At 68.7% G+C, this 24,735-nt stretch carries 16 protein-coding genes; 12 read left to right on the top strand and 4 right to left on the bottom strand.

The genetic code is table 11. The features are described 5' to 3' along the window. Nucleotides 1-15 precede the first annotated feature (15 nt). On the bottom strand, nucleotides 16-3,813 hold the full coding sequence (locus tag IO24_RS0111120) for a GH92 family glycosyl hydrolase (protein WP_199808824.1): 3,798 nt from the start codon (nucleotides 3,811-3,813) through the stop codon (nucleotides 16-18). A 368-nt stretch (nucleotides 3,814-4,181) separates the two neighbouring features. Here IO24_RS0111120 and ngcE point away from each other — a divergent pair, with 368 nt between their 5' ends. The 9 genes from ngcE (at nucleotide 4,182) to IO24_RS0111075 (ending at nucleotide 16,557) form a co-directional block, all read left to right on the top strand. Then, nucleotides 4,182-5,636 carry an N-acetylglucosamine/diacetylchitobiose ABC transporter substrate-binding protein gene (gene ngcE, locus IO24_RS0111115; protein ID WP_031134522.1) on the top strand — a complete coding sequence of 485 codons (1,455 nt, stop codon included), beginning with the start codon at nucleotides 4,182-4,184 and terminating at the stop codon, nucleotides 5,634-5,636. A 42-nt stretch (nucleotides 5,637-5,678) separates the two neighbouring features. After that, nucleotides 5,679-6,605 (top strand): carbohydrate ABC transporter permease, encoded by a 927-nt coding sequence (locus IO24_RS0111110; RefSeq protein WP_031134521.1) that lies wholly within the window; start codon nucleotides 5,679-5,681, stop codon nucleotides 6,603-6,605. A 3-nt stretch (nucleotides 6,606-6,608) separates the two neighbouring features. Further along, a complete protein-coding gene (locus IO24_RS0111105) occupies nucleotides 6,609-7,532 on the top strand; it encodes a carbohydrate ABC transporter permease (RefSeq protein ID WP_031134519.1) in 924 nt (307 codons plus the stop codon). Between the two features lie 540 nt (nucleotides 7,533-8,072). Further along, entirely contained in the window at nucleotides 8,073-9,284 is a 1,212-nt protein-coding gene (locus tag IO24_RS0111100) for an ROK family transcriptional regulator (protein WP_031134517.1), read from the top strand. A 133-nt stretch (nucleotides 9,285-9,417) separates the two neighbouring features. Continuing rightward, complete coding sequence (locus IO24_RS0111095) at nucleotides 9,418-10,518, top strand: ABC transporter substrate-binding protein (RefSeq protein WP_031134515.1); 1,101 nt, start codon at nucleotides 9,418-9,420, stop codon at nucleotides 10,516-10,518. A 189-nt stretch (nucleotides 10,519-10,707) separates the two neighbouring features. Beyond that, nucleotides 10,708-11,499, top strand: coding sequence for an ATP-binding cassette domain-containing protein (locus IO24_RS0111090; RefSeq protein WP_031134513.1), 792 nt, complete (start codon nucleotides 10,708-10,710; stop codon nucleotides 11,497-11,499). Continuing rightward, entirely contained in the window at nucleotides 11,496-12,788 is a 1,293-nt protein-coding gene (locus IO24_RS0111085; RefSeq protein WP_031134511.1) for a sugar ABC transporter permease, read from the top strand. Before IO24_RS0111090 ends, IO24_RS0111085 begins: the two co-directional genes overlap by 4 nt. A 180-nt stretch (nucleotides 12,789-12,968) precedes the next feature. Continuing rightward, nucleotides 12,969-14,903 carry a 1-deoxy-D-xylulose-5-phosphate synthase gene (gene dxs / locus IO24_RS0111080; protein WP_031134509.1) on the top strand — a complete coding sequence of 645 codons (1,935 nt, stop codon included), beginning with the start codon at nucleotides 12,969-12,971 and terminating at the stop codon, nucleotides 14,901-14,903. 136 nt (nucleotides 14,904-15,039) lie between these two features. Beyond that, complete coding sequence (locus tag IO24_RS0111075) at nucleotides 15,040-16,557, top strand: amino acid permease (RefSeq protein ID WP_031134507.1); 1,518 nt, start codon at nucleotides 15,040-15,042, stop codon at nucleotides 16,555-16,557. A 364-nt stretch (nucleotides 16,558-16,921) separates the two neighbouring features. Here the strand turns inward: IO24_RS0111075 and IO24_RS0111070 are convergent, their stop codons facing one another. Then, nucleotides 16,922-17,293: a PIN domain-containing protein gene (locus IO24_RS0111070; protein ID WP_031134505.1), complete on the bottom strand. Its 372-nt coding sequence runs from the start codon at nucleotides 17,291-17,293 to the stop codon at nucleotides 16,922-16,924. Between the two features lie 82 nt (nucleotides 17,294-17,375). Between IO24_RS0111070 and IO24_RS0111065 the strand changes: the two genes are divergently transcribed. From IO24_RS0111065 to IO24_RS0111055, 3 genes are all read left to right on the top strand, one after another. Next, nucleotides 17,376-18,395, top strand: a complete 1,020-nt coding sequence (locus IO24_RS0111065) for a PLL family lectin (protein ID WP_031134503.1) — start codon at nucleotides 17,376-17,378, stop codon at nucleotides 18,393-18,395. Between the two features lie 229 nt (nucleotides 18,396-18,624). Continuing rightward, complete coding sequence (locus IO24_RS0111060) at nucleotides 18,625-19,896, top strand: nucleotide sugar dehydrogenase (RefSeq protein ID WP_031134500.1); 1,272 nt, start codon at nucleotides 18,625-18,627, stop codon at nucleotides 19,894-19,896. Further along, nucleotides 19,893-21,650 (top strand): glycosyltransferase, encoded by a 1,758-nt coding sequence (locus IO24_RS0111055; RefSeq protein WP_031134498.1) that lies wholly within the window; start codon nucleotides 19,893-19,895, stop codon nucleotides 21,648-21,650. Before IO24_RS0111060 ends, IO24_RS0111055 begins: the two co-directional genes overlap by 4 nt. A 74-nt stretch (nucleotides 21,651-21,724) precedes the next feature. On the opposite strand, the gene IO24_RS0111050 is transcribed toward IO24_RS0111055, so the two are convergent. Both IO24_RS0111050 and IO24_RS0111045 read right to left on the bottom strand, forming a co-directional pair. After that, entirely contained in the window at nucleotides 21,725-23,125 is a 1,401-nt protein-coding gene (locus IO24_RS0111050) for a polysaccharide deacetylase family protein (RefSeq protein ID WP_234335197.1), read from the bottom strand. An 83-nt stretch (nucleotides 23,126-23,208) separates the two neighbouring features. Next, nucleotides 23,209-24,651 (bottom strand): cellulose binding domain-containing protein, encoded by a 1,443-nt coding sequence (locus tag IO24_RS0111045; RefSeq protein WP_031134495.1) that lies wholly within the window; start codon nucleotides 24,649-24,651, stop codon nucleotides 23,209-23,211. Between the last annotated feature and the right edge of the window lie 84 nt (nucleotides 24,652-24,735).

Raw genomic sequence — 24,735 nt, 5'->3', positions numbered from 1 at the left:
CCCCAACTCGGCTGCTCAGGAGAGCAGTTCGACCTCCGCCAGCGTCGCCTCACCGTCGAGGACCAGGCGGTACTTCTCGTACGTACCCGGTGACCTCACCGAGAACGCCCGGGTCTGCCTGTCCCAGGCGAACGCCTCCCCGGAGCGCCGGTCCAGCGTCCGCCAGGCCGTGCCGTCGGAGGAGCCCTGGAGCGTCCATCCCGCCGGTGCCTTCCCCCGGTCCGCCGACGACGTGAGCGTGTACTGGACCGCCCGGGCACCCTGCGGGACCGGCAGGTCCACGGAGGTCACCGCGGCGTCCGTAGCCGATGTGTCGTCGAACAACGCGCCGTCGCCCTTCAGCACGTCCGCGCGCGGCGCCGGCACCTCGTCGTCCCGGGTGATCGACACGGGCGCGGCGTGCCCGCCCGTGCCCCAGGAGGAGGGCCTCGGACCCATGTCGAACTCCAGGACACCGCCCTCGGCGACCAGCGAATGGGGCAGCGAGGTCTTCGTCCAGGTCCGGCCGTTGACCTTCAGCCCCTGCACGTAGACGTTCTTCGCGCTGTTCCGGGGCGCCTTCACCACCAGCTCGCGCCCGTTCTCCAGATGCACGGTCGCCTTCGTGAACAGGGGTGAGCCGATCGCGTACTCGCCGCTGCCCATCACCAGTGGATAGAAGCCGAGCGACGAGAACAGGAACCAGGCCGACTGCTCGCCGTTGTCCTCGTCCCCGTGGTAGCCCTGCCCGATCTCGCTGCCCGTGTACAGCCGGGACAGCACCTCGCGGACGTTCTTCTGCGTCTTCCAGGGCTGCCCGGCCGCGTCGTACATGTAGAGGGCGTGGTGGGCGACCTGGTTGGAGTGCCCGTACATGCCCATCCGCACGTCCCGCGCCTCGGTCATCTCGTGGATGACACCGCCGTAGGAGCCGACGAACTCGGGGGAGGCCGTCTCCGGGGTGGAGAGGTAGGCGTCGAGCTTGCCGGCGAGGCCCTTCCGGCCGCCGTACAGGTTCGCGAGGCCGCGGCTGTCCTGCGGCGCGGTGAAGGCGTACCCCCACCCGTTGGTCTCGGTGTAGTCGTGGCCCCACACCCGCGGGTCGTACTTCGAGGACTCGACCCGCCAGTCGCCCTCGGCGTCGCGGCCCTGGAAGAACCCGGCCTTCGGATCGAAGAGGTTCACATAGTCGCGGGCGCGGTTCAGGAAGTACTCCGACTCCTCCTTGTACCGCCGCTCACCGGTCTCCTCGTAGAGCTTCCGGCCCATGCGGGAGATGCCGTAGTCGTTGAGGTAGCCCTCCAGCGCCCAGGACAGGCCCTCGTGGGTCTCGGTGCTGGTGTAGCCGAGGAAGGGGGAGGTGGTCATGCCCTTGCGGCCGACGCCCGGGTTCGGCGGTACGACCGTCGCGTTCTTCACGGCCGCCTCGTACGCCGCCTTCGCGTCGAAGTCGACCCCCTTGACGTACGCGTCCGCGAACGCCACGTCCGAGGAGGTGCCCGTCATGAGGTCCGCGTAGCCGGGGGAGGACCAGCGGGACGTCCAGCCGCCGTCCCTGTACTGCTGGACGAACCCGTCGACCAGCTCACCCGCCCGGGACGGGGTCAGGAACGAGTACGCGGGCCAGGTCGTCCGATAGGTGTCCCAGAAGCCGTTGTTCACGTACACCTTGCCGTCGACGATCTTCGCGCCGGTGTGCGTCGGGGTGTCCGGGTTCGGCATGGGGGAGAACGGCGAGGCGTACCGGTACTTCCCGCCGACCCTCTCGAATCCGGAGTTCGGGTACAGGTACAGCCGGTACAGGCTGGAGTACAGGGTCGTCAGCTGGTCGGGGGTCGCGCCCTCGACCTCGACCTTGCCGAGCAGCCGGTCCCACTGCCGCTGGGCGCTCTTCTTCACCGCCTCGAACGACCTGCCCTCCGGGATCTCCTGGCGCAGATTGTCCTCGGCCTGGTCGACGCTGATGAGCGAGGTCGCCAGGCGCAGGGTGACGGTTCGGTCGTCGGCCTTGAAGCGGAGGTAGCCCTTGACGCCGCTGGAGTCGCCCTCGGTCACCGGCTGGTCGAACTCGCCGTAGACGAACAACCGGGTCGCGCCCGTCGACAGCCCGGACTTGACGTCCGAGTAGCCGGTGACGATGCCGTTCTCCTTGTCGAGGGTCAGCCCCGCCTGGTCGGTCACGTTGTCGAAGAGGACGCTCGCCTCGTCGCCCGGGTAGGTGAAGCGCAGCGCCGCCGCATGGTCCGTGGGCGCCATCTCGGCCTTCAGCCCGTTCTCGAACCGCACCCCGTAGTAGTACGGCCGTGCCGTCTCGTTCTCGTGGCGGAAGGCCAGCTCCCGCGCCTCCCGCCCGTACTCCGGGGTGCCTCCGGCCACGGACGGCATCACCTGGAAGGTCTGCCGGTCGCCCATCCAGGGGCTCGGCTCGTGGCTGGCGCTGAACGCCTGGATCGTCGGCAGGTTGTCCGCGTTGTTGGCCCGCGCGTAGTCGTACAGCCAGCTCAGCGAACCCGCGTTGGTCACCGGCGTCCAGAAGTTGAAGCCGTGCGGCACCGCCGTCGCCGGGAAGTTGTTGCCCCGCGAGAAGCCGCCGCTGGAGTTGGTGCCCCGGGTCGTCACCGCGTAGTCCGACAGATGCGCCTTCGGCCGCTCGGGGGCGACGGAGGCGATGCTCACGTCGTCCAGCCAGCCCCGGAACTTCGCCGGGCCCTCGGGGGAGTCGTAGGCCACCAGGATCCGGTCCACGGTCTTCCCGGCCGCGACCGAGCCGATCCGCGAGGCCACGTGGTTCCACTGGTTGACGTAGAGGATCTTCGCCGCGCCCTGCCCCTGCGGGGTCAGCGGGAAGCCGTGCTGGTCGGCGGCGCGCAGCTCGCTCAGGTGGGTGCCGTCGGTGAACGCCAGGTCGACGGAGACGTTCGTCGCGTCGTAGTCGAGGTCGCCGTCCGCCATCGACGGGAAGATCCGGTACGACAGCCGCGTGTCCCGGCCGACGGCCACGTTCACGTCGAAGACCTTGTTGTACGAGTACGCCCGCCCGTCGGCGGTGTGCCGGCCGGCGTAACGCAAGGCCCGCTTTCCGGTGAACCCGGCGCCCGCCTTGGCGGTGGGGGAGCCGCTCGGGCCCCGGTCGACCAGGGAGAGCATGTCCTGAGGGACGGGCCCGTCCGCGCCGCCCGTGGACAGCTGGAGGTCGGCGAGCTGGAGGATGTCACCGCCGTTGTTCCCGGTGACGTCCAGCCGGAAATGCCGGTAGTCGCCTGGTTCAGGCAGCTCGTACGTCTTCGTCTGGAACCGCTCGGTGAAGGACTCGCCGGAGCGGGTGTCCAGGGTCTTCCAGTCCTTGCCGTCGGAGGAGCCCTTCAGGGTCCAGTCCTTCGGGTCGCGCTCGTCGTGGTCGTTGGCCGATGTCAGTGCGTAACGCACCAGTTTGACGGGTTCATCGAGGTCGAACTCGACCCAGCCGGTGGGTTCGAAGGCGAGCCACTTGGTGCTCGGTTCGCCGTCGACGAGGTTCTCCTTCACCTCGCCGCCGCCGGTGTTCTCGGCACTGGCCCGGACGTCGGTGACCTGGTCGGTCACATTGCCCGGTATGCCGCTGCTGTAGCCGCCGTCGACGCCCGAGGCGCGCTTGCCCCCGTCGGGGCCGGTGTCGACGGTGTTCGACCAGTCCGGAAGCGGGTCGTCCGCCTCGAAGGAGGACGTGAATCCCCGATCGGGTCTCTCGGGGGCTTGGGGCAGTGCGACCGCAACGCCCTGCGAACCCAGGGCCAAAGCGAAGGCGGTCGCCGACACGACCGCCGAACCCCATCTGTGCCGAGCTTTCCGCTGCATCAACGGGTACCCTCCCTGCGCAGTGGACAACGTTGTCACCTTAGATGCGCAAGGACCAGTAGTTGCCCAAGTGGTGAGGAGTGTCAAGGGTGTTGCCTGTGGCATTCGGGCGCGGCGACCGGGATATTTCCGGCGGAGCACCCACAGGCCGCTCATACTCCCGCGAGGTCTCAACTCGGATAAGACCCACGGCCAACCTTGTGTTCGATCTTGATCCGCTGGCGGGAAGTGGACTATACCTGTCGGGCGATTCACACGATCCGCACGTCACCACCCGCACTTCCCTGCACGACCCAGCTAGACCCGATCGCGGTGCCGGGAAGGATCCGGTTCACCGCCTGAGTCCTGGAGAAGGCGAGGACTTGAGCATGGGATCCACTTCCGCCGAGAACCACGGCACCGAAGGTGTCGGCCGCCGTGATCTGATCAAACGGTCTGCCGCGCTCGGGCTGATCTCCGTCCCCACCATGAGCTTCCTGTCCGCCTGCGCCAGCAGCGGCGGCGACGACAGCGGGGACAAGGCCAAGGCCGGCAAGAAGACCGCGAAGAACCCGCTCGCCGTCAACGACACAGCCGGTATGGAATTCGTCCTGTTCGACGGCGGCTTCGGCAAGGAGTACGCCGAGGACGCCGTGAAGATCTACGAGAAGAACTTCCCCAAGGCCAAGGTGAAGTTCTCCGCCACCCAGAAGATCCAGTCCACGCTCCAGCCCCGCTTCAACCAGGGCACCCCACCGGACCTCATCGACAACTCCGGCGCCGAGCAGATGGACATGGGCGTCCTGGTCGGCAAGAACCAGCTCACCGACCTCACCCCGCTGCTGGACGCGCCCTCCTACGACGACCCGGACAAGAAGGTCCGCGACACGCTGCGCCCCGGCATCGTGGAGATGGGCCAGTTCGACGGCGAGAAGGTCTGGATCCTGTACTACGCCTACACGGTGTACGGCGTCTGGTACTCGCAGAAGGCCCTGGACTCGCTCGACGAGCAGTACCCCGAGACCTGGGACCAGATGCTCGCGGTCTGCGCGAAGGCCAAGAAGAAGGGCATGGCGGGCTGGACGTACGCGGGCAAATACCCGTACTACCTCCCCTTCTCGCTCTACCCGATGATCGGCAAGGTCGGCGGCCGCGAGGTCCTCGACGCGATCGACAACCTGGAGCCGAACGCCTGGAAGCACCCGGCCGTCAAGGCCTGCTTCGACGCGTACTACGAGCTCTACAAGAAGGGTTACGTCCTCAAGGGCACCCCGGGCCTGGACCACATCCAGTCGCAGACCGCCTGGGCCGAGGGCAAGGCGCTGTTCATCCCGAACGGCTCCTGGGTGGAGAACGAGTCGGCCAACGTCATCCCCGAGGACTTCGACCTGGCCGTCTCCGCGCCCACCGGCCTCGACTCCTCCGACAAGATGCCCTTCGGCACCATCTGGGCCTCCGGCGGCGAGCCCTTCATCGTCCCGGCCAAGGCGAAGAACGCCTCCGGCGGCATGGAGCAGCTGCGCATCATGCTCAGCGAGGCCTCCTCGAAGAACTTCACCGGCAAGGTGAAGTCGCTGACCGCGTACGACGGCGGTACCGACGGCGTCGCCCTCACCCCCGGTCTGAAATCGGGTGTCGCGGCGCTGGACAAGGCCGGCGAGAACGTGGTGAACCCCCGTCTCCAGGACTGGTACGTGCAGTTGCAGAAGGAGAAGATCGGCGTCTCCGGCCTCGGCGAGATGATGGCCGGCCGTCTGACTCCCGCGGAGGCCATCAAGAAAATCCAGGGCTTCGCCGACGAGGCCGCCAAGGACGACTCCATCAAGCACTACAAGCACCAGTAACAGCACCGGAAACCCAATTTCCGCAACGGCACCGGAGTGGCGATGCAGCACGGCAAGTACCGGTTCATCGTGGGCTTCCTAGCGTTGCCCCTCGGCCTGTACGCGCTTTTCGTGATCTGGCCGTTCATCCAGTCCATCTATTACTCGTTCACGGACTGGACCGGCCTGAGCCCCGAATTCAGGATGGTCGGCTTCGACAACTACGACCGGATGCTCGACGACGACATCTTCTGGAAGTCGTTGCAGCACAGCCTGCTGTTCGCCCTCCTGCTGCCGGTGGTGACGATCGGCCTCGCGCTGTTCTTCGCCTTCATGATCAACGTGGGCGGCAGAAAGAGAAAGAACGGCCCCGTGATCACCGGCGTCCGGGGCTCCTCGTTCTACAAGATCGTCTACTTCTTCCCGCAGGTCCTCTCGATCGCCATCGTCGCGCTACTGTTCGCGTTCGCGTACAACCCGGACAGCGGCGCGATCAACTCGCTCCTGCGCGGCATCGGCCTGGACGACGTCCAGCCCCTCTGGCTGGGCGACCCCGATCTGGCCCTCTGGGCGGTGATGGCGGTCCTCGTCTGGTCCACGGTCGGCTTCTTCGTGGTCCTCTTCTCCGCCGGCATGGCCTCCATCCCCGCGGACATGTACGAGGCGGCCCTGCTGGACGGCGCCAACCGCTTCACCACGTTCTTCCGGATCACCCTGCCCCTCCTCTGGGACACGGTGCAGTCCGGCTGGGTCTACATGGGCATCCTCGCCCTGGGCGCCGAGTCGTTCGCGGTCGTGCAGATCATGACGACCGGGCCGGGCGGTCCCGACTACTCGACCACCGTCATGGTCCTGTACGTGTACCAGAAGGCGTTCCGAGACGGGCAGGCCGCCTACGCCACCACCATCGGTGTCGCCCTGCTCGTCGTCACGCTGGCCTTCGCCGCCGTGGTGATGCGGCTGGGCCGTCGCGAGCGGCTGGAGTACTGATCGATGAAGACGACCGAAACCCCCGCTCCGCTCCCCGCCGAGTCCGGAGCGCCGATCACCAAGACGGACACGCCACCGCCCGCACCCCCGAAGGAGAAGAAGGAAGGCACGGTCCTCAACGTCTTCTCCCACGGCGTCCTGGTCGTCTGGGCGTTCATGGTGGTCCTGCCGCTGCTGTGGGCGGTCATGACGTCCTTCAAGGACGACCGCTCCATCTTCAGCTCCCCCTGGTCCCTCCCGGACTCCCTGCACTTCGACAACTGGTCGCGGGCATGGACCCAGGCCAACATGAGCGACTACTTCCTCAACACGGTCCTCGTGGTGGGCGGTTCACTCATCGGCACCCTGGTCCTCGGCTCCATGGCGGCCTACGTCCTGGCCCGCTTCGACTTCCCGGGCAACCGCTTCCTCTACTACCTGTTCATCGGCGGCATGAGCTTCCCGATCATGCTCGCGCTGGTCCCGCTGTTCTACGTCGTGAACAACATGGGCCTGCTGAACACCATCCACGGGCTGATCCTGGTCTACATCGCCTACTCCCTCCCCTTCACGGTGTTCTTCCTGACGGCGTTCTTCCGCACGCTGCCGACGTCCATCGCCGAAGCGGCCTTCGTGGACGGGGCCTCCCACAGCCGCACGTTCTTCCAGATCATGCTGCCCATGGCCAAGCCGGGCCTGATCAGCGTCGGCATCTTCAACTTCCTGGGCCAGTGGAACCAGTACATGCTCCCCACGGTCCTCAACACCGACCCGGACAAGCGGGTCCTCACCCAGGGTTTGGTCCAGCTGGCGGTCAGCCAGGGCTACAAGGGCGACTGGTCGGGCCTCTTCGCGGGCCTGGTGATGGCGATGCTGCCGGTACTCGCCGCGTACATCGTCTTCCAGCGGCAGGTGGTGCAGGGCTTGACGGCGGGCGCGCTGAAGTAACCCGGACCGGTGGGGGCGCTTCGAGGTGCCCTGCGTTGGTGCTGAGGCGGGGTGGGTGCAACCCGGCGTGGCGGGGTGCCGCCTGCGCCCACCCTCCCCCAAGCTCTCGGCCCCGCTCGAGCAGGGGGGACCCCCATCGCCCTGAGCGGCACGTATGCCCGCAGGCTGAGCGGACCGGCACCCGCGTACGCACGGAACGGGACGTGTCGGGGGGTGTTCGCCCGCAGCTGGTTGGCGCGTCAACGCCGGTCAGTCGGTGAGTGGGTCCATCGCGCCGTTCCGAGGACGGACCCCCCGGCGCGGCCCCGACCCACAACCCCGCCGTCAGGCGCGGACGCGAGGCCCCCCCCCCCCCGCACAGCCGCGCAGCCCCACAGACAGAAAGCGCGAACCACCACGTAACCCTCCGCAACCACCCGCACACCCCCCGGAATCAGTTCAACCTCTTGACGGGAGGCAACCCGAACGGCTCAGCTTAGAGTTCACTAGTTGGACATAGACGGGGTCTCATCGAAGCGGCCCCGTGCGCAGGAGGTCGTCGTGGAGACTCCGGGGTCGCAGTCATCGCTGCACCGAGCCAACCTGGAGCGGGTCGTACGAGCCGTGCGCCTGGCGGGCTCCCTCACCCAGGCCGAGATCGCGCGGACGACAGGTCTGTCCGCGGCGACGGTCTCCAACATCGTCCGGGAGTTGAAGGATGGCGGCACCGTCGAGGTCACGCCGACCTCCGCCGGCGGCCGCAGGGCCCGCAGCGTGTCACTGAGCGGCGATGCCGGCATCGTCATCGGTGTCGACTTCGGCCACACCCACCTCCGCGTCGCGATCGGCAACCTCGCCCACCAGGTCCTCGCGGAGGAGTCCGAGCCACTCGACGTGGACGCCTCGGCCGCCCAGGGCTTCGACCGCGCGGAACAGCTGGTCACGCGCCTGATCGAAGCCACCGGCGTCGACCGCTCCAAGATCGCCGGCGTCGGCCTCGGCGTCCCCGGCCCGATCGACGTCGAGTCCGGCACCCTCGGCTCGACCGCCATCCTCCCGGGCTGGACCGGCACCAAGCCCGCCGAGGAGCTGCGCGGCCGCCTCGGCGTCCCCGTGCACGTGGACAACGACGCCAACCTCGGCGCCCTCGGCGAAATGGTCTGGGGCAGCGGCCGAGGCGTCCGCGACCTGGCCTACATCAAGGTCGCCAGTGGTGTCGGCGCAGGCCTGGTGATCAGCGGAAAGATCTACCGTGGCCCCGGCGGCACCGCCGGAGAAATCGGGCATATTACACTCGACGAATCCGGCCCGGTCTGCCGTTGCGGAAACCGCGGCTGCCTGGAGACCTTCGCGGCCGCGCGCTACGTGCTCCCGCTCCTCCAGTCCAGCCACGGCACCGACCTGACCATGGAAGGCGTCGTGCGGCTGGCCCGGGACGGAGACCCGGGCTGCCGTCGGGTGATCGCCGACGTCGGCCGCCACATCGGCAGCGGAGTGGCCAATCTCTGCAACCTGCTGAACCCGAGCCGCGTGGTCCTCGGCGGTGATCTCGCCGAGGCCGGTGAGCTGGTGCTCGGGCCGATCCGGGAGTCCGTCGGCCGCTATGCCATCCCCAGCGCGGCGCGCCAGTTGTCCGTTCTCCCCGGTGCGCTCGGCGGCCGTGCGGAAGTGCTCGGAGCGCTCGCGCTCGCCCTCAGCGAGATGGGTGATTCGACCCTTCTGGACGGAACTGCTCCGAGCGCACTGCAGGCAGCCACCCCTGCCTTCACTTAGAGAACGGATGGCACCGTTGCCATCTCGTTAAGGATTTACTTCTTGACGTCGCACGCGTGGCCGAGTTGACTTCCAGCCACCTCGGCCGCAATGTCGCGGCCTCGTCAGGGAGGTTTCTGAAGTGAACACGCGTATGCGTCGTGCCGCTGTTGCTATTGCCGCCGGCGCGATGGCCGTTTCGCTTGCTGCCTGTGGCAGCGCCAAGGAGTCGGGCGACAACGCCGATTCCACCGGGTCCGCCAAGAAGGGCGACGACATCAAGGTCGGCCTGCTCCTTCCGGAGAACGCGACCGCGCGCTACGAGAAGTTCGACCGGCCGCTCATCGAGAAGAAGGTCAAGGAACTCACCAACGGCAAGGGCGAGGTCGTCTACGCCAACGCCAAGCAGGACGCCAGCACGCAGAACCAGCAGGTCGACACGATGGTGACCAACAAGGTCGACGTGCTGATCGTGGACGCGGTGGACTCCAAGGCCATCGCCGGCTCGGTGAAGAAGGCCAAGGACGCGGGCATCCCCGTCGTCGCCTACGACCGCCTGGCCGAGGGCCCGATCGACGCCTACACCTCGTTCGACAACGTCACCGTCGGCAAGACCCAGGGCGAGGCCCTGCTGAAGGCCCTGGGCGACAAGGCCAAGGACGGCCAGATCGTCATGATGAACGGGTCGTCCACCGACCCGAACGCCGCCCAGTTCAAGAAGGGCGCGCACTCCGTCCTCGACGGCAAGGTGAAGGTCGGCCGCGAGTACGACACCAAGGAGTGGAAGCCGGAGAACGCCAACTCCAACATGGAGGGAGCCATCTCCGCCCTCGGCAAGGACAAGATCGTCGGCGTGTACTCCGCCAACGACGGCATGGCGGGCGGCATCATCACGGCCCTGAAGGCCGCCGGCATCGCCGACATCCCGGTCACCGGCCAGGACGCCGAACTCGCGGGCGTGCAGCGCATCGTCACCGGTGAGCAGTACATGAGCGTCTACAAGCCCTACCCGCAGGAGGCGGACGTCGCGGCCGAGATGGCCGTCGCCCTCGCCCAGGGCAAGTCGCTCGACTCGATCGCCAAGGACAAGGTCGACAGCCCGACCACCAAGGCCATCCCGTCCGTCCTCGTCCCGGTCGTCTCGCTGACGAAGGACAACATCAAGGACACCGTCATCAAGGACGGCATCTACACCGTGAGCGAGATCTGCGCGGGCAAGTACAAGGCCGCCTGCGACAAGATCGGCCTCGAGTAGGAAGCCGCCAAGTCCCCCGCGGGCCACGGGAGTCCGAGCCGGACTCCCGTGACTCCCGCGCGGGGAACGGTCGCCCTCGAGTTCCTCCGGCGCCCCGCCACATCAGCCCCGCAAGCTCCGCGGGGCGCCGGACGGATCACTCCTCCCACACTTCTGCACAACCTCCCGCCGGGTCAGGCGGCGAAGGAGATGGTTCACGTGTCCGCTACGCCCGTGCTGGCGTTGCGCGGGGTCTCCAAGCGGTTCGGTGCCGTTCAGGCGCTCACCGACGTAGAGCTTGAGGTCCACGCCGGTGAAGTGGTCGCCCTGGTGGGCGACAACGGCGCCGGAAAGTCCACGCTGGTCAAGACGATCGCCGGCGTGCACCCCATCGATGAGGGTGTCATCGAATGGGACGGCAGGTCCGTCCAGATCAACAAGCCGCACGACGCCCAGAACCTGGGCATCGCGACCGTCTACCAGGACCTCGCGCTCTGCGACAACATCGACGTCGTCGGCAACCTCTATCTGGGCCGGGAGATCCGCAAGCGCGGCATCCTGGACGAGGTGGAGATGGAGCGCCGCTCCCGCGAGCTGCTCGACACGCTGTCGATCCGCATTCCCAGCGTGCGCATTCCGATCGCCTCGCTCTCCGGCGGTCAGCGCCAGACCGTGGCCATCGCCCGTTCCATGCTCGGCGAGCCCAAGCTGGTCATCCTCGACGAGCCCACCGCCGCCCTCGGCGTCGAGCAGACCGCACAGGTCCTCGACCTGGTCGAGCGGCTGCGCGAGCGCGGCCACGCCGTGATCCTCATCAGCCACAACATGGCCGATGTGAAGGCCGTCGCGGACAAGGTCGCCGTGCTGCGCCTCGGGCGCAACAACGGCGTCTTCGAGGTCAAGTCGACCTCGCAGGAAGAGATCATCTCCGCCATCACCGGCGCCACCGACAACGCCGTGACCCGCCGTGCGGCGCGCACGAACGGGGAGGTTTCCAAGTGAGCATCGACAAGACCTCCGCGGCTCCGGACGACCACGTCGTGGAGAACCCCGAGGCGGCCAAGGCCGCCGTCACGGTCGTCGACCCCCGGCTGCTGGTGCGTGAGCAGGGCCTCAAGGGCTACGTCAGCGAGTTCAAGCGGAAGATGAAGTCCGGCGACCTGGGCTCCATCCCGGTCGTCATCGGCCTGGCGATCATCTGGCTCATCTTCACGAGCCTGAACTCCAACTTCCTCACCGCGGGCAACCTGTCCGACATGTCCGTCGCCATGGTCGGCACGGGCATGATCGCCGTCGGCATCGTGTTCGTGCTGCTGCTCGGCGAGATCGACCTGTCGGTCGGCTCGGTGTCCGGTGTCGCGGGTGCGTCGTTCGCGGTGCTGAACGTCACCAACGGCATGAACGAGTGGCTCGCCTTCGTGCTGGCCATCCTCACCGGCACCGTCGCCGGCGCGCTGCACGGCTTCTTCTTCGCGAAGATCGGCGTCCCCGCGTTCGCCGTCACCCTGGCCGGTCTGCTGTTCTGGAACGGCTTCATGCTCCAGATCCTCGGCGACAACGGCACCATCAACCTCGACCCGGACGGGGTCGTGGCTCAGCTGACCAGCTACTACTTCTCCGACGTGGCCGCCGCGTACGGTCTGGCCGCGGTGGTGACCGCCGGGTTCTTCCTCAGCTCCTTCCTCGGCAACCGGCGCCGCGAGGCCGCGGGCGTGCCGTCGCGGCCGCTGAGCGAGACCATCGTGCGGACCGCGCTGCTGGCGGTGCTCGCCTTCGCCGTCGCCATCGTCTTCAACCAGTACAAGGGCCTGCCGCTCGCCGTGGTGATCTTCATCGTGGTGCTGCTGGTCACGGACTTCGTGCTGCGGCGCACGGCGTACGGCCGGAAGGTGTTCGCGCTCGGCGGCAGCGTCGAGGCGTCCCGCCGGGCCGGCATCAACGTGGAGATGGTCCGGATCTCGGTGTTCGCGATCTCCGGCACCTTCGCCGCGGTGGGCGGCCTGTTCATCGCCTCCAAGATCGCCGCGGCGAACCAGGGAGCCGGCGGCGGTGACCTGCTGATGAACGCGATCGCCGCGGCGGTGATCGGCGGCACGTCGCTGTTCGGCGGCCGCGGGCGCACCTGGAACGCGCTGCTCGGTGTGCTCGTGATCGTGTCCATCCAGTACGGGCTCGCCCTCGAGGGCATCGCCTCCCCGGTGCAGTACATGATCACCGGTGGTGTGCTGTTGGCCACGGTCGTCATCGACGCCGTCACCCGTAAGACGCAGAAGACCGCAGGGCGCGCGTAGCGCCTACGACACACCTGTGCCCGGTACCTCCCAGGTACCGGGCACAGGTGTGTCGTAGGTGTGGCGCACCATGGGTACAGCCGAACGCGTGACGTACGACGCGCAGCCCCGGCGCCGCCCGCGAAGGCGGAACATTAGACTCGACAAACCCGGCAACAGCTCTACTGCAAGGAGGCACGGGTGCCGCTGCTGACCCGTATCAGGGGACCGCGCGATCTGGACCGGCTCAACCTGGAGGAGCTGAACCAGCTGGCGGAGGAGATCCGGAGCTTCCTTGTCGAAGCGGTCTCCAAGACCGGCGGTCACCTCGGCCCCAACCTCGGCGTGGTGGAGCTCACCATCGCCCTGCACCGGGTCTTCGACTCGCCCAGGGACAAGGTGCTCTGGGACACCGGCCACCAGTCCTACGTCCACAAGCTGCTCACCGGCCGCCAGGACTTCTCGAAGCTGAAGATGAAGGGCGGCCTGTCCGGCTACCCCTCGCAGGCCGAGTCCGAGCACGACGTCATCGAGAACTCGCACGCCTCGACCGTCCTCGGCTGGGCCGACGGCATCGCCAAGGCCAACCAGATCCTCGAACGCGACGACCACGTCGTGGCCGTGATCGGTGACGGCGCGCTGACCGGCGGCATGGCCTGGGAGGCGCTGAACAACATCGCCGACGCCAAGGACCGCCCGCTCGTCATCGTCGTCAACGACAACGAGCGGTCCTACGCGCCGACCATCGGCGGCCTCGCCAACCACCTGGCGACCCTGCGCACCACCGACGGCTACGAGCGGTTCCTCGCCCGCACCAAGGAGGTCCTGGAGCGCACCCCCGTCGTCGGGCGGCCGCTCTACGACACCCTGCACGGCGCCAAGAAGGGCCTGAAGGACTTCATCGCCCCGCAGGGCATGTTCGAGGACCTCGGCCTGAAGTACGTCGGGCCGATCGACGGACACGACCTGGAGGCCCTGGAGTCCGCGCTCGCCAAGGCCAAGCGGTTCGGCGGGCCGGTCATCGTGCACTGCCTCACCGAGAAGGGCCGCGGCTACCAGCCCGCCCTCCAGGACGAGGCGGACCGCTTCCACGCCGTCGGCAAGATCCACCCCGACACGGGCCTGCCGATCGCCAGCTCCGGCGCCGACTGGACGTCCGTCTTCGGCGAGGAGATGGTCAAGCTCGGCGAGGAGCGCGAGGACATCGTCGCCATCACGGCCGCCATGCTCCAGCCGGTGGGCCTGGACAAGTTCGCCAAGCGCTTCCCCAAGCGGGTCTACGACGTCGGCATCGCAGAGCAGCACGGCGCCGTCTCCGCGGCCGGCCTGGCCACCGGCGGTGTGCACCCGGTGTTCGCCGTGTACGCCACGTTCCTCAACCGCGCCTTCGACCAGGTGCTGATGGACGTGGCCCTGCACAAGTGCGGGGTCACCTTCGTGCTCGACCGGGCCGGGGTCACCGGCACCGACGGCGCCTCCCACAACGGCATGTGGGACATGTCGATCCTGCAGGTCGTGCCCGGGCTGCGGCTGGCGGCGCCGCGCGACGCCGAACAGGTGCGCGCCCAGCTGCGCGAGGCCGTCGCCGTCGACGACGCGCCGACCGTGGTCCGGTTCTCCAAGGGCGCCGTCGGCCCGGCCGTGCCCGCCGTGCGGCGCGTCGGCGGCATGGACGTCCTGCGTGAGCCCGGCGCCGACCGGCCGGACGTCCTGCTGGTCTCCGTCGGTGCCCTCGCGCCGATGTGCCTGGAGATCGCCGGACTGCTCGACAAGCAGGGCATCTCCGCGACCGTCGTCGACCCGCGCTGGGTCAAGCCCGTGGACGAGGCCATGGCCCCGCTCGCCGAACAGCACCGCGTGGTCGTCACCGTCGAGGACAACAGCCGGGTCGGTGGCGTCGGCTCGGCGATCGCGCAGGCGCTGCGCGACGCCGGTGTCGACGTGCCGCTGCGGGACTTCGGCATCCCGCCGCGCTTCCTCGATCACGCCTCCCGTGCCGAGGTCCTCGCCGAGATCGGTCTCACCGCGCCGGACATCGCCCGGCAGGTGACCGGGCTGGTCGCCAAGCTGGACGGCCTCTCCACCGGACGCAGTGGCGCGGACGCCGTGAACTCGGTGGAGCCCGCGCGCGACTGACACCGCTGAATGGGCCGGTTCCACCACCGTGAAGGGTGGTGAAACCGGCCCAATGGCGTGAATCCTTCCCCGCCGGGGCATACGGATGGTGCCCCCTCTCGATCATGTCGAGGACGACAAGCGTGGGAGGTACCCCGTGAGCAGCACCCTCTTCCGGACGAAGAAGGTCGAGCAGTCCATCCTCGACACCGAGGAACCAGAGCACGCGCTCAAGAAGTCCTTGTCCGCGCTGGATCTGACCGTCTTCGGCGTCGGCGTGATCATCGGCACCGGCATCTTCGTACTCACCGGCACAGTCGCCAAGGACAACGCCGGGCCCGCGACGGCTCTGGCGTTCGTGGCGGCCGGCGTCGCCTGCGCCCTGGCTGCCCTCTGTTACGCCGAGTTCGCGTCCACGGTCCCGGTCGCCGGGTCCGCCTACACGTTCTCGTACGCCTCCCTCGGTGAACTGCCCGCCTGGATCATCGGCTGGGACCTGGTTCTGGAGTTCGCACTCGGTACGGCGGTGGTGGCCGTCGGCTGGTCCGGCTACATCCAGTCGCTGATGGAGAACGCGGGCTGGACGATGCCCGCGGCCCTGGGCAGCCGCGAGGGCGCCGACGCCTTCGGCTTCGACATCCTCGCCGCCGCGCTCGTCCTCGTCCTCACCGGCATCCTCGTGGTCGGCATGAAGCTGTCCGCGCGGATCACGTCGGTCGTCGTCGCCATCAAGGTGACGGTCGTCCTCGTCGTGATCGTCGCGGGCGCGTTCCTCATCAAGGGCGACAACTACGACCCGTTCATCCCGAAGGAGAAGCCCGTAGAGGCCGGGGCCAGTCTCGATTCCCCACTGATCCAGCTCATGTTCGGCTGGGCGCCCTCCAACTTCGGCGTGATGGGCATCTTCACCGCCGCCTCGGTCGTGTTCTTCGCCTTCATCGGCTTCGACGTCGTGGCCACGGCCGCGGAGGAGACCAAGAACCCGCAGCGCGACATGCCGCGCGGCATCCTCGGCTCCCTCGTGATCTGCACGACGCTGTACGTCCTCGTGTCGATCGTCGTCACCGGCATGCAGCACTACAGCGAGCTGTCCGTCGACGCCCCGCTCGCCGACGCGTTCAAGGCCACCGGACATCCGTGGTTCGCGGGCTTCATCAGCTTCGGCGCCGCGGTCGGCCTGACGACGGTGTGCATGATCCTGCTCCTCGGGCAGACCCGCGTGTTCTTCGCGATGAGCCGTGACGGGCTGCTGCCGCGGTTCTTCTCGCGTGTCCACCCGCGGTTCAAGACCCCGCACCGTCCGACGATCCTGCTCGGCGTGATCATCGCGGTCCTGGCCGGGTTCACGCCGCTGACGGAGCTCGCCGCGCTGGTGAACATCGGCACGCTGTTCGCCTTCGTGGTCGTCGCGATCGGCGTGATCATCCTCCGCAAGTCCCGCCCCGACCTGCCCCGGGCCTTCCGCACCCCGTGGGTGCCGGTCATCCCGATCCTGTCGATCTGCGCCTCGCTGTGGCTGATGATCAACCTTCCCGCCGAGACGTGGGTCCGCTTCGCCATCTGGATGGCCGTCGGCTTCCTCGTCTACTTCCTCTACGGCCGCACCCACAGCCGCCTCGCGCGCGGCGAAGCGGCGAAGGAACAGCCGAGCGCGGGCGGCGGCGGCACGCCGTAGGCGGCTGCGGCCCCGGCCGCTCGGTGCGCGTAGCGCCTTGCGGTGGGGGGTGGGTCGGGGCCGCGTCGGGGGGTGTCCGTCCTCGGAACGGCGCGATGGGGTCTCACGCCGACTGACCGTCCGTTGACGCGCCAACCAGCTGCGGGCGGACACCCCCCGACACGTCCCCTTCTCGCCGTACGCGGGTGCGGGCCGCCCCCGCTGCGGGCATGCGTGCCGCCCCATCTGAGGGCATGCGTGCCGCTGGGGATGATGGGAGTCCCCCTGCTCGAGCGGAGCCGAGAGCTTGGGGGAGGGTGGGCGCAGCGGCACCTCGTCGCGCCGAGTTGCGCACCTGCCCGGCCTCAGCCCCGACGACGAGCACCTACGGACGAACAGACCGCGGCCCCGCCACCTCCGCCCCCAGCTCCCCGACCCGCCTCCGCAGCTCCCGGTCCGCCGTGATCACCAGGACGGCACGGTCACCGGCCGACGCGACGACCTCGACGATGTGGTCGTCTCCGCTGCCCGGCGCCGATGACACCCGTACCCCCGGCACGGACTCCACCCCCCGCGCCGCCCCCTCGACGACCAGCACGATCTCCACCGGACCGGACACGGCGGGAACCCCCTCCGACGCCAGCCGGTCCCGCAGCCGTTCCGCCGCGCCCCGGCGGTCCCGCCACCACCCGTCCGGCACCGACCCGACGACATTCGCGGCGTCGACGACGACCAGGACAGGCGGGTTGGCGTTCATGTGGCCAGGGTCGCACGGGAGATGGCCGCCGGGCAGGATGGGGCGGGCGCGCCGGGGCCGGTCGGCCGCATAAAGTGAACAGGTGAACGGCGACTGGCTCATCCGCGGCCGCGACGGCCGCCTCACCGTCTACCTGCCCTCCGGCGACGCCGTCCTGTGCCGTGCGGAACGTGGACCCGCCGGGCCCTGGGAGGACGTCCCCCGCACCGTCGGCGGCAGTCAGAAGCTGCACCCGGGCGCGGCGGTCGGCCAGGGCACCGACGGGTATGCCCACCTGGCCGCCTGGCGGCCCACCGTGCCGGGGGAGTCGGGGCTCGTGCACTCCACGCACTTCCGGCCCGGCCTGGCGCCCCTGGACTGGGTCCCGATCGGGCACCCGGACCAGAAGGGCGACCGGACGGGCCCGCCGGCCGTCGCCGTCGACGGCGCGGGGCGCGGCTACGTCTTCGTCCGGAACGAGAGCGGCGGGGTGAGCCTGCGCAACCAGAAGGTCAAGGGCGGCTGGGGCGGCTGGCTGGACCTCGAAGGGCATGATGTCGAGGGGGAGTTGACCGCCGTCACGGGGGAGTCGGGGCTGGTGGAGGTGTACGCCTGCGTGCCCGGCGGGATCCTGCGCTGGCGGCAGGAGGGGGACGGGAAGAAGCCGGTGCGGACCGAGGGCGTCGACGCCCCCGTCCGTCCGGGAACCCTGCGCGCGCTCGCCACGTCCGCCGAGCACACCACCCTGTTCTTCACCGACACCTCCGGGGACCTGTGCGCCTGGCGCCCCGGCGAGAAGCCGGCCACTCTCCTCGCCTCCGCGGGGCCGGGCCCGGTGTCCGCCGTACGGTGTGAGATCGAGGGGCACGACTGCACCGTGCTGGCGCAGCGGTCGACGAGTGGCCGGGTCGCCTTCGCCGCGTATCCGACCGAGCAGGAGTCGGCCGGTGCCTGGTGGACCGAGTCAGGACCCCAGCTGCCCGCCGACGCCATGGTGGCGGTGGCGCTCGACGAGCACGAGGAGGTCGTCGCGGCCTCCCAGTCGCCGTCGACCGGGACCGTGCTGCTCACCCGCCGCAAGGACGAGCCGGGGCTCGCCTTGGAGGCCTGGCGGGAGATCTGACCCCCACCAGAAGGGGAACCGGCCCTTTCAACTCGAGGCTCTTGTCGCTCGAGACACACGAGGTGTGTCAAGGGTTGTACAGATGTGTGCGTGACAAGGCGCACCTCGGGTGAACATGGTCAAAAGGTGAAGGTATTGTTAACCTCCTCGGACTGTTCGATTTTGCTCGGGGGGCCGGTTGCTGCTGCGTCTGGCCGACGCCGTGGCAACGGGGTTGGGGAATGATGTCGTGAGCAGATCCTCCACGGTGGATCTTGTCGTTGTCGGACTCGGTTACGTGGGACTGCCGTTGGCCCGGTCCGCCGCCGCCGCGGGCCTGAAGGTGGTCGGTCTCGACCGCAGCCGACGGGTGGTCGACGGACTGAACGCCGGACGTTCACATGTCGACGACATCACCGACGCCGAAGTGCGCGCCATGCTGGAGCAGGGCTTCGAGGCCGTCGACGAGGCCGCGGTCATCGCCGGCGCCGCCGCGGTGGTCGTGTGCGTTCCCACGCCGCTCACCGATCACGGCGCCCCGGACCTCGGCGCGGTGCACGCCGCCGTCGACGACATCGCCGCCCACCTCACCGCCGGCACGCTCGTGGTCCTGGAGTCGACGACGTACCCGGGTACGACCGACGAGGTCGTCCGGCCGCGTCTGGAGGCCGGGGGCCTGCGGGTCGGCGTCGACTTCCACCTCGCCTTCTCCCCGGAGCGCATCGACCCGGGCAACGCCTCCTTCGGCCTGGAGAACACGCCCAAGGTCGTCGGCGGTATCACGGCCGACTGCACCAAGGCCGCCCGCGCCCTCTACGAGCGGTTCGTGAACCGGGTCGTCGAGGCCAAGGGCACCCGCGAGGCCGAGATGGCCAAGCTGCTGGAGAACACGTACCGGCACGTCAACATCGCGCTCGTCAACGAGATGTCGATGTTCTGCCGCGAGATCGGCGTCGATCTGTGGGATGCCATTCGGTGCGCGTCCACCAAGCCGTTCGGCTTCGCGCCGTTCTACCCGGGCCCCGGCGTCGGCGGGCACTGCATTCCGATCGACCCCAACTACCTGTCGTACAAGGTGCGTTCGCTGGGGATCCCGTTCCGGTTCGTGGAGCTGGCGCAGGAGATCAACCAGCGGATGCCCGTGCACGTGGTGAACCGGGCCGCCGATCTGCTCAACGACCAGGGCAAGGCCGTGCGCGGCTCCCGGGTCCTGCTGCTCGGCGTGACCTACAAGCCGGACATCTCCGACCAGCGCGAGAGCCCGGCCCTGGCCGTCGCGGAGAACCTCCTCGCCCGCGGTGCCGAACTCGTCTACTTCGACCCGCGCGTCGAGGACTGGCGCGTCGATGGTGAGCCCGTCGAGCGGGCCGAGGACTACCTCGCCGCCGCCGAGGCCGCGGACCTCACCATCCTGCTCCAGCCGCACCGCGAGATCGACCTCGGCGAACTCGCCGACCGCGCCCGGGCGCTCTTCGACACCCGGGGCAAATCCGCCGACCACCCGCGGGTGGTCAAGCTGTGACTTCCGAAGACTCGTACATACCCGGGGCCGTCGACTCCGGTGGCCGTCGCGCGCACCGCAAGCGACGGCACCTGAAGGTCTCGTACTTCGTCTTCCTGGGCCTCGCCGCGCTGATCGCCACCCGGCTCGACGCCGGTTCGCTGCACCTCTACTCGATGGGTGCCATGGGCCTGCTGGCCCTGAAGATGTTCGGCGCCCTCTTCTACCGTCCGGCCAAGGCCGGGCGGGAGGAGCTGGAGTACCTGGAGAACGCCTGGGTCACCGCGGTCATCCCGATCTACAACGAGGACCCGGTGATGTTCGAGCAGGGCATGCGCAGCCTCCTCGCGCAGAGCCGCCTGCCCAACGAGATCCACATCATCGACGACGCCAGCGCCAACGACTCCGGCATCCGCGCGGCGAAGAAGATGCGCCGCGAGTTCGAGGCCAAGGGCGTCAAGTACACCGTCAGCGTCCAGCCCGAGAACAAGGGCAAGCGCGAGGCGCTGGCGCTGGGCTTCGAGGCCGCCCCGTACTCCGACATCTTCCTCTGCGTCGACTCGGACACCGTGCTGTCCCGGGACACCGTGCGCGAGCTGCTGCTGCCGCTCGCCGACGAGAAGATCATGGCGTCCACCGGCATGGTGCTGGCGCTCAACCACGACAGCAACATCTTCACCCGCCTCCAGGACCTGCGCTACGGCAACTCGTTCCTCTTCGAGCGGGCCGCCTACTCGCGGCTGAAGTCGGTGCTGTGCTGCTGCGGCGCGCTCTCCGCGTACCGCGGCACACTGGTGCGCAAGTACCTGCCGGACTTCCTCAACCAGCAGTTCCTGGGCAAGCCGGCCGTCTTCGGCGACGACCGCCGCATGACCAACTACTGCCTGATGGAGGGCCAGGTCGTCTTCCAGGAGACCGCCGTCGGATACACGGCCGTCCCCGAGAAGCTGCCGCACTTCCTGCGCCAGCAGGTCCGCTGGAACAAGTCCTTCTTCCGCGAGTCCCTGTGGGCGTTCCGGCACCAGAAGAAGTACCGGCCGGCCTTCTGGCTGACCTGCATGGAACTCGCGCTGTGGCTGGTCTTCGGCTCGGCGATGTTCTACTCGATGGTCATCCTGCCCATCATCAAGCCCCAGCAGTTCGTCAACCACATCGGCGACTACCTGGTCTTCATGGTCCTGATGGGCTACCTCCGCAACGTGCGCTACCTCGACTTCCCGCGCCGCGGCATGGGCTTCGTCAAGCGTTTCGGCATGTTCCTGCTCGCGCCGATCTACGGCGTGATCCAGCTGACGCTGCTGACCCCGCTGCGCTTCTACGCCCTGTTCACCCTCCACAAGGGCAGCTGGGGCACCCGCCAGGGCGGTGTCGAGGTGTCCGTGGCCGGGGACCACGAGAGCGATGTGACGGAGATCTTCGAGGAAGAGGATCCGTACTCCGACAAGAAGGTCACCGAGACGCTCCAGCTGATGCGTCTGGAGGGCGTGGCGCTGCGCACCCAACCCCGCCCGTCGGGCGGTATCCCGTCCCAGCCGCAGCCGATCCCCGGCTACGACGAGGAGCAGCACGCGGGCGTCCCGCAGCAGCGCGTGAGCTGGGGGGCGCCTGCCCCGGCCGGTCAGCAGCAGTGGCAGGGCGGACACCCCGGTCACCAGGACCCGTACCAGCAGCAGTACCCCGGCCAGGGCTACGGGCAGGGCGGATATCCGCCCCAGGACCCGTCGTGGCAGCAGGGCCAGGGACAGGGCCAGGGATACGGCCAGGGCGGCTGGTAGAGCCGCGGAGGAACGAAGAGAGGGGCGGCCGGGGGGCCGCCCCTCTCTTGTGCGTACGGGCCGTGCTTCGGGCCTCAGGTGTAGGAGGCCATGGCCTCCTCGACCGTCAGCACCGGGATGTCCCGGTCGTCGATCGCCTTCATCAGCGTCTCCAGGCCCGCGGTGCCGATCTCGGTGCTCGTCTTGGGGGCGCCGTCGACGACCTTGTGCAGACAAAGGATCAGCCAGTCGCCGTTGTTCACGCACCGGTCGAGCTTGCCGCCCGCGCCGGTCAGCTTCGACAGGGCCGTACCGCCGATGCCCGTGCCGTCGTTGATGCCCGTCAGCGCCTTGAGGCGGTACGGCATCGCCGGGGCGAACGACTCGATGGTCTCGGAGATGATCGACCGGGCCGTGGTGAAGTGCCGGCTCGCGATCTGGTCCACCGGGACCCCGTCGGACGTCTTCTGGAACGCGCCGTGCGGATAGGCGAAGTGCTCGCTGGTGAAGCCGTTGGACACCAGCCACTCGCGCAGCTTGCGGAAGTCGTCGTCGGCCTGCTCGGCGGTGAGCTTGGGGTAGCTGGCCGTGTGGACGGCGTTCGCGTACGAGTGGCCCCCCATCTCCCAGCCGGAGAAGTCCTGCATCGACCGCATCTGGCCCAGCGTCAGAAAGCTGCCGGTGCCGATGGCGTCGGCGATGTTGTAGACCGTGCCGGGGAAGCCGAAGCGGTCCATGACCGGCCGGGCCAGGTCGTGGATCGACTTGTGGGAGTCGTCGAAGGTGATGGAGACGACGCCCTTGGGGAAGACCGAGACGGTGTCCGGTATCAGCTCGACCGCCTGGAGCCGGCAGGTCACCGGGCCGCCCGCGTTGTCGTACACGGCGAACGACATGTCGGTGAAGCCGGTCTTCGTGGACGGCTTGCCGCCGGTGCCGATGGAGTACGTGCCCGCCGCCGCGTTGACGTCGGCCCACTGGAGGTGGACGGTCACCCACTCGCCGGACTGGACGTAGTTGGCCGACGTCTTGGAGTGGACGTGGTGCGTCCAGGCGAAGTGGTTCGCCAGGGAGCCGCTGCCCAGGTAGAAGACGAGCTTGGCCAGGTTCGTCACGTCCTCGACGCGGAAGACGAGCCGGATCATCTTGCCCGTCAGGCTCATCGCCGGCATGCCCGTCTTGCGGATGTAACTCTGCTTGCCGGTGCCGTTCGTGGTCACCCGGACCGACTGGGTGCCGCGGACGAAGACGGACTTGTCGTTCGCCTCGGCCGACGCCGTCCCCGCGCCCCCGGGGGTCCAGCCGTGGCCTGACTGGAACTGCTGGGACCAACTGGCCCGGCGGTACTTGGGGCGGCGGCCGGAGGGGGCGTAGAGCGGAGGCGTGGTGAGGCCTCCGATGCCTGACTCGGCGGCCGGGGCGGCGGCGGGCTGCGCCACCACCTTGCCCAGCCACGCGCCGCCGCCGGCCATGGCCACGCCTGCTGTACCGCCCATCAGCAGAGCGGAGCGCCTGCTCACCACCGGCTTGTTCTCCGTTGCCTCGGCAGCATGCCTGTGGGCGCCGGACCGCCTGTTTCTCACCGGGACTCCCGAACCGTGTCGAAGTAGTTCATTCCCTCGTCGGTGAAGCCCTCGACAGCGGACTGCACCTGCTTCGCCGACAGGGTCTCGTTCGCGTTGTAGTAGAGCCAGTCCACCTTCATGTCCCAGGCGCGGTCGCCCTTGAACGGCAGATCGATGAACCAGTGGTTGAAGTTCACGGACATGTCCGCGCGCGGGGCGTACTTGCCGTTGCTGAGGAAGAGCTTCTTGCCGTCGAGCCAGTAGGCGACGACGCCGTCCTTCACCCTGATCAGCATGGTGTGCCAGGTGTCGAGGCTCTTGTTCGTGGTCTCGTAGACCCGGTCGTTCGTCTTGTGGTCGTACCAGGTCACGGTGTCGAGTTTGGGCCCTGGCCGGCCCCAGCCGCCGTTCGGCATGTACTCGTTGTCCAGCTCGCTGTACTTCGAGCCCTTGCCGCCGATGGTGTAGAAGGTCTGGTTGACGTGGTCGCCGCTGTCCCCGGTGGCCGGCTTGTCGCTGAAGTGGATCCGGGCCGCGTAGGTGCCGTCGCGGAACTTGCTCGCGGCCGTACCGAGGCTCGCCTGCTTCGTCCCGGCCTTGGTGCCGTCCGTGCTCGCCCGCAGGTTGAGTACCTGGCCGTCGGCGTGCGAGCCCTCGGCGGTGGGGAAGCTGACGCCCTGTGCCGACCAGGTGCTCTCGACGCCCGGGCCGCCCTTGCTGGTGCGGACCAGCCAGCCGTGCTTGAACAGGGCCGGGTCCTTGGGCCCCTGGTAGGTGAAGTCGTCGAACAGCACCCCGGCCGGAGGGGCCGGCAGCGGGTCGGGCGCCGAAGCCTTCGCCGTGGCCTTCTTGTCGTCGCTCGCCTTGGTGCCGTCCGGCTCCTGACCCCAGGCGAGGACGCCCCGCTTGTAGGCGGTGACCTTCTCCGCCGCCTTGTAGCTGGTCATCTCCGCGTCGAAGGAGCGGTCGTCGGACTGCTTCAGCTTCTTGTGGTCGGTGCGGAACAGCTGCAGGTCGATGCCCTTGCTGTTGGCGCCGGGCTTCAGGCTGCCCGCGGCGGCCGTGAAGCGGACCTCCAGGTAGTGGTCGGCGGTGTCGGCGGGCTTGTCCATCGCGACGATCCGACCGGCGACGTTCGAGCAGCCGAAGACGGCGTTGACACAGTTGAAGGCGTACGACGCGCCGCCGTCGGCGGTGAACCAGTACCGGAGCGTCACATCGCTCAACGGCAGTGGCTTGCCGGTGTCGTTGAAGACCTCCAGCGACGGCTTGGCCGCTGTCGCCGTCGCCGGGGTGTCGGTGCGGTAGCGGACCGTCAGCTCGGGCGGATCCGGGTTCGCCGCCTTCCACACGGGATACAGCGCCGTGCCGCCTGCGGCGACGACCGCCACGAGGAGCAGGAGCCTGATCTTGGGCCAGACCCGGCGTCGGGGTGTTCGGCGACGAGGGGACGCCACGCAGGACTCCTTCGAGGGCACCCGGCGGTCCGGGGTGGAGACCGTCAGGGCGAGGTAAACAATGGTCGGATTGTGTGAGGATCC

This window comes from Streptomyces flavovariabilis (assembly GCF_000725785.1).
GTDB classification, from domain to species: domain Bacteria; phylum Actinomycetota; class Actinomycetes; order Streptomycetales; family Streptomycetaceae; genus Streptomyces; species Streptomyces hawaiiensis.
Note: the sequence above shows the minus strand (reverse complement) of the source record. Positions and strands in the feature narration are given on the sequence as shown.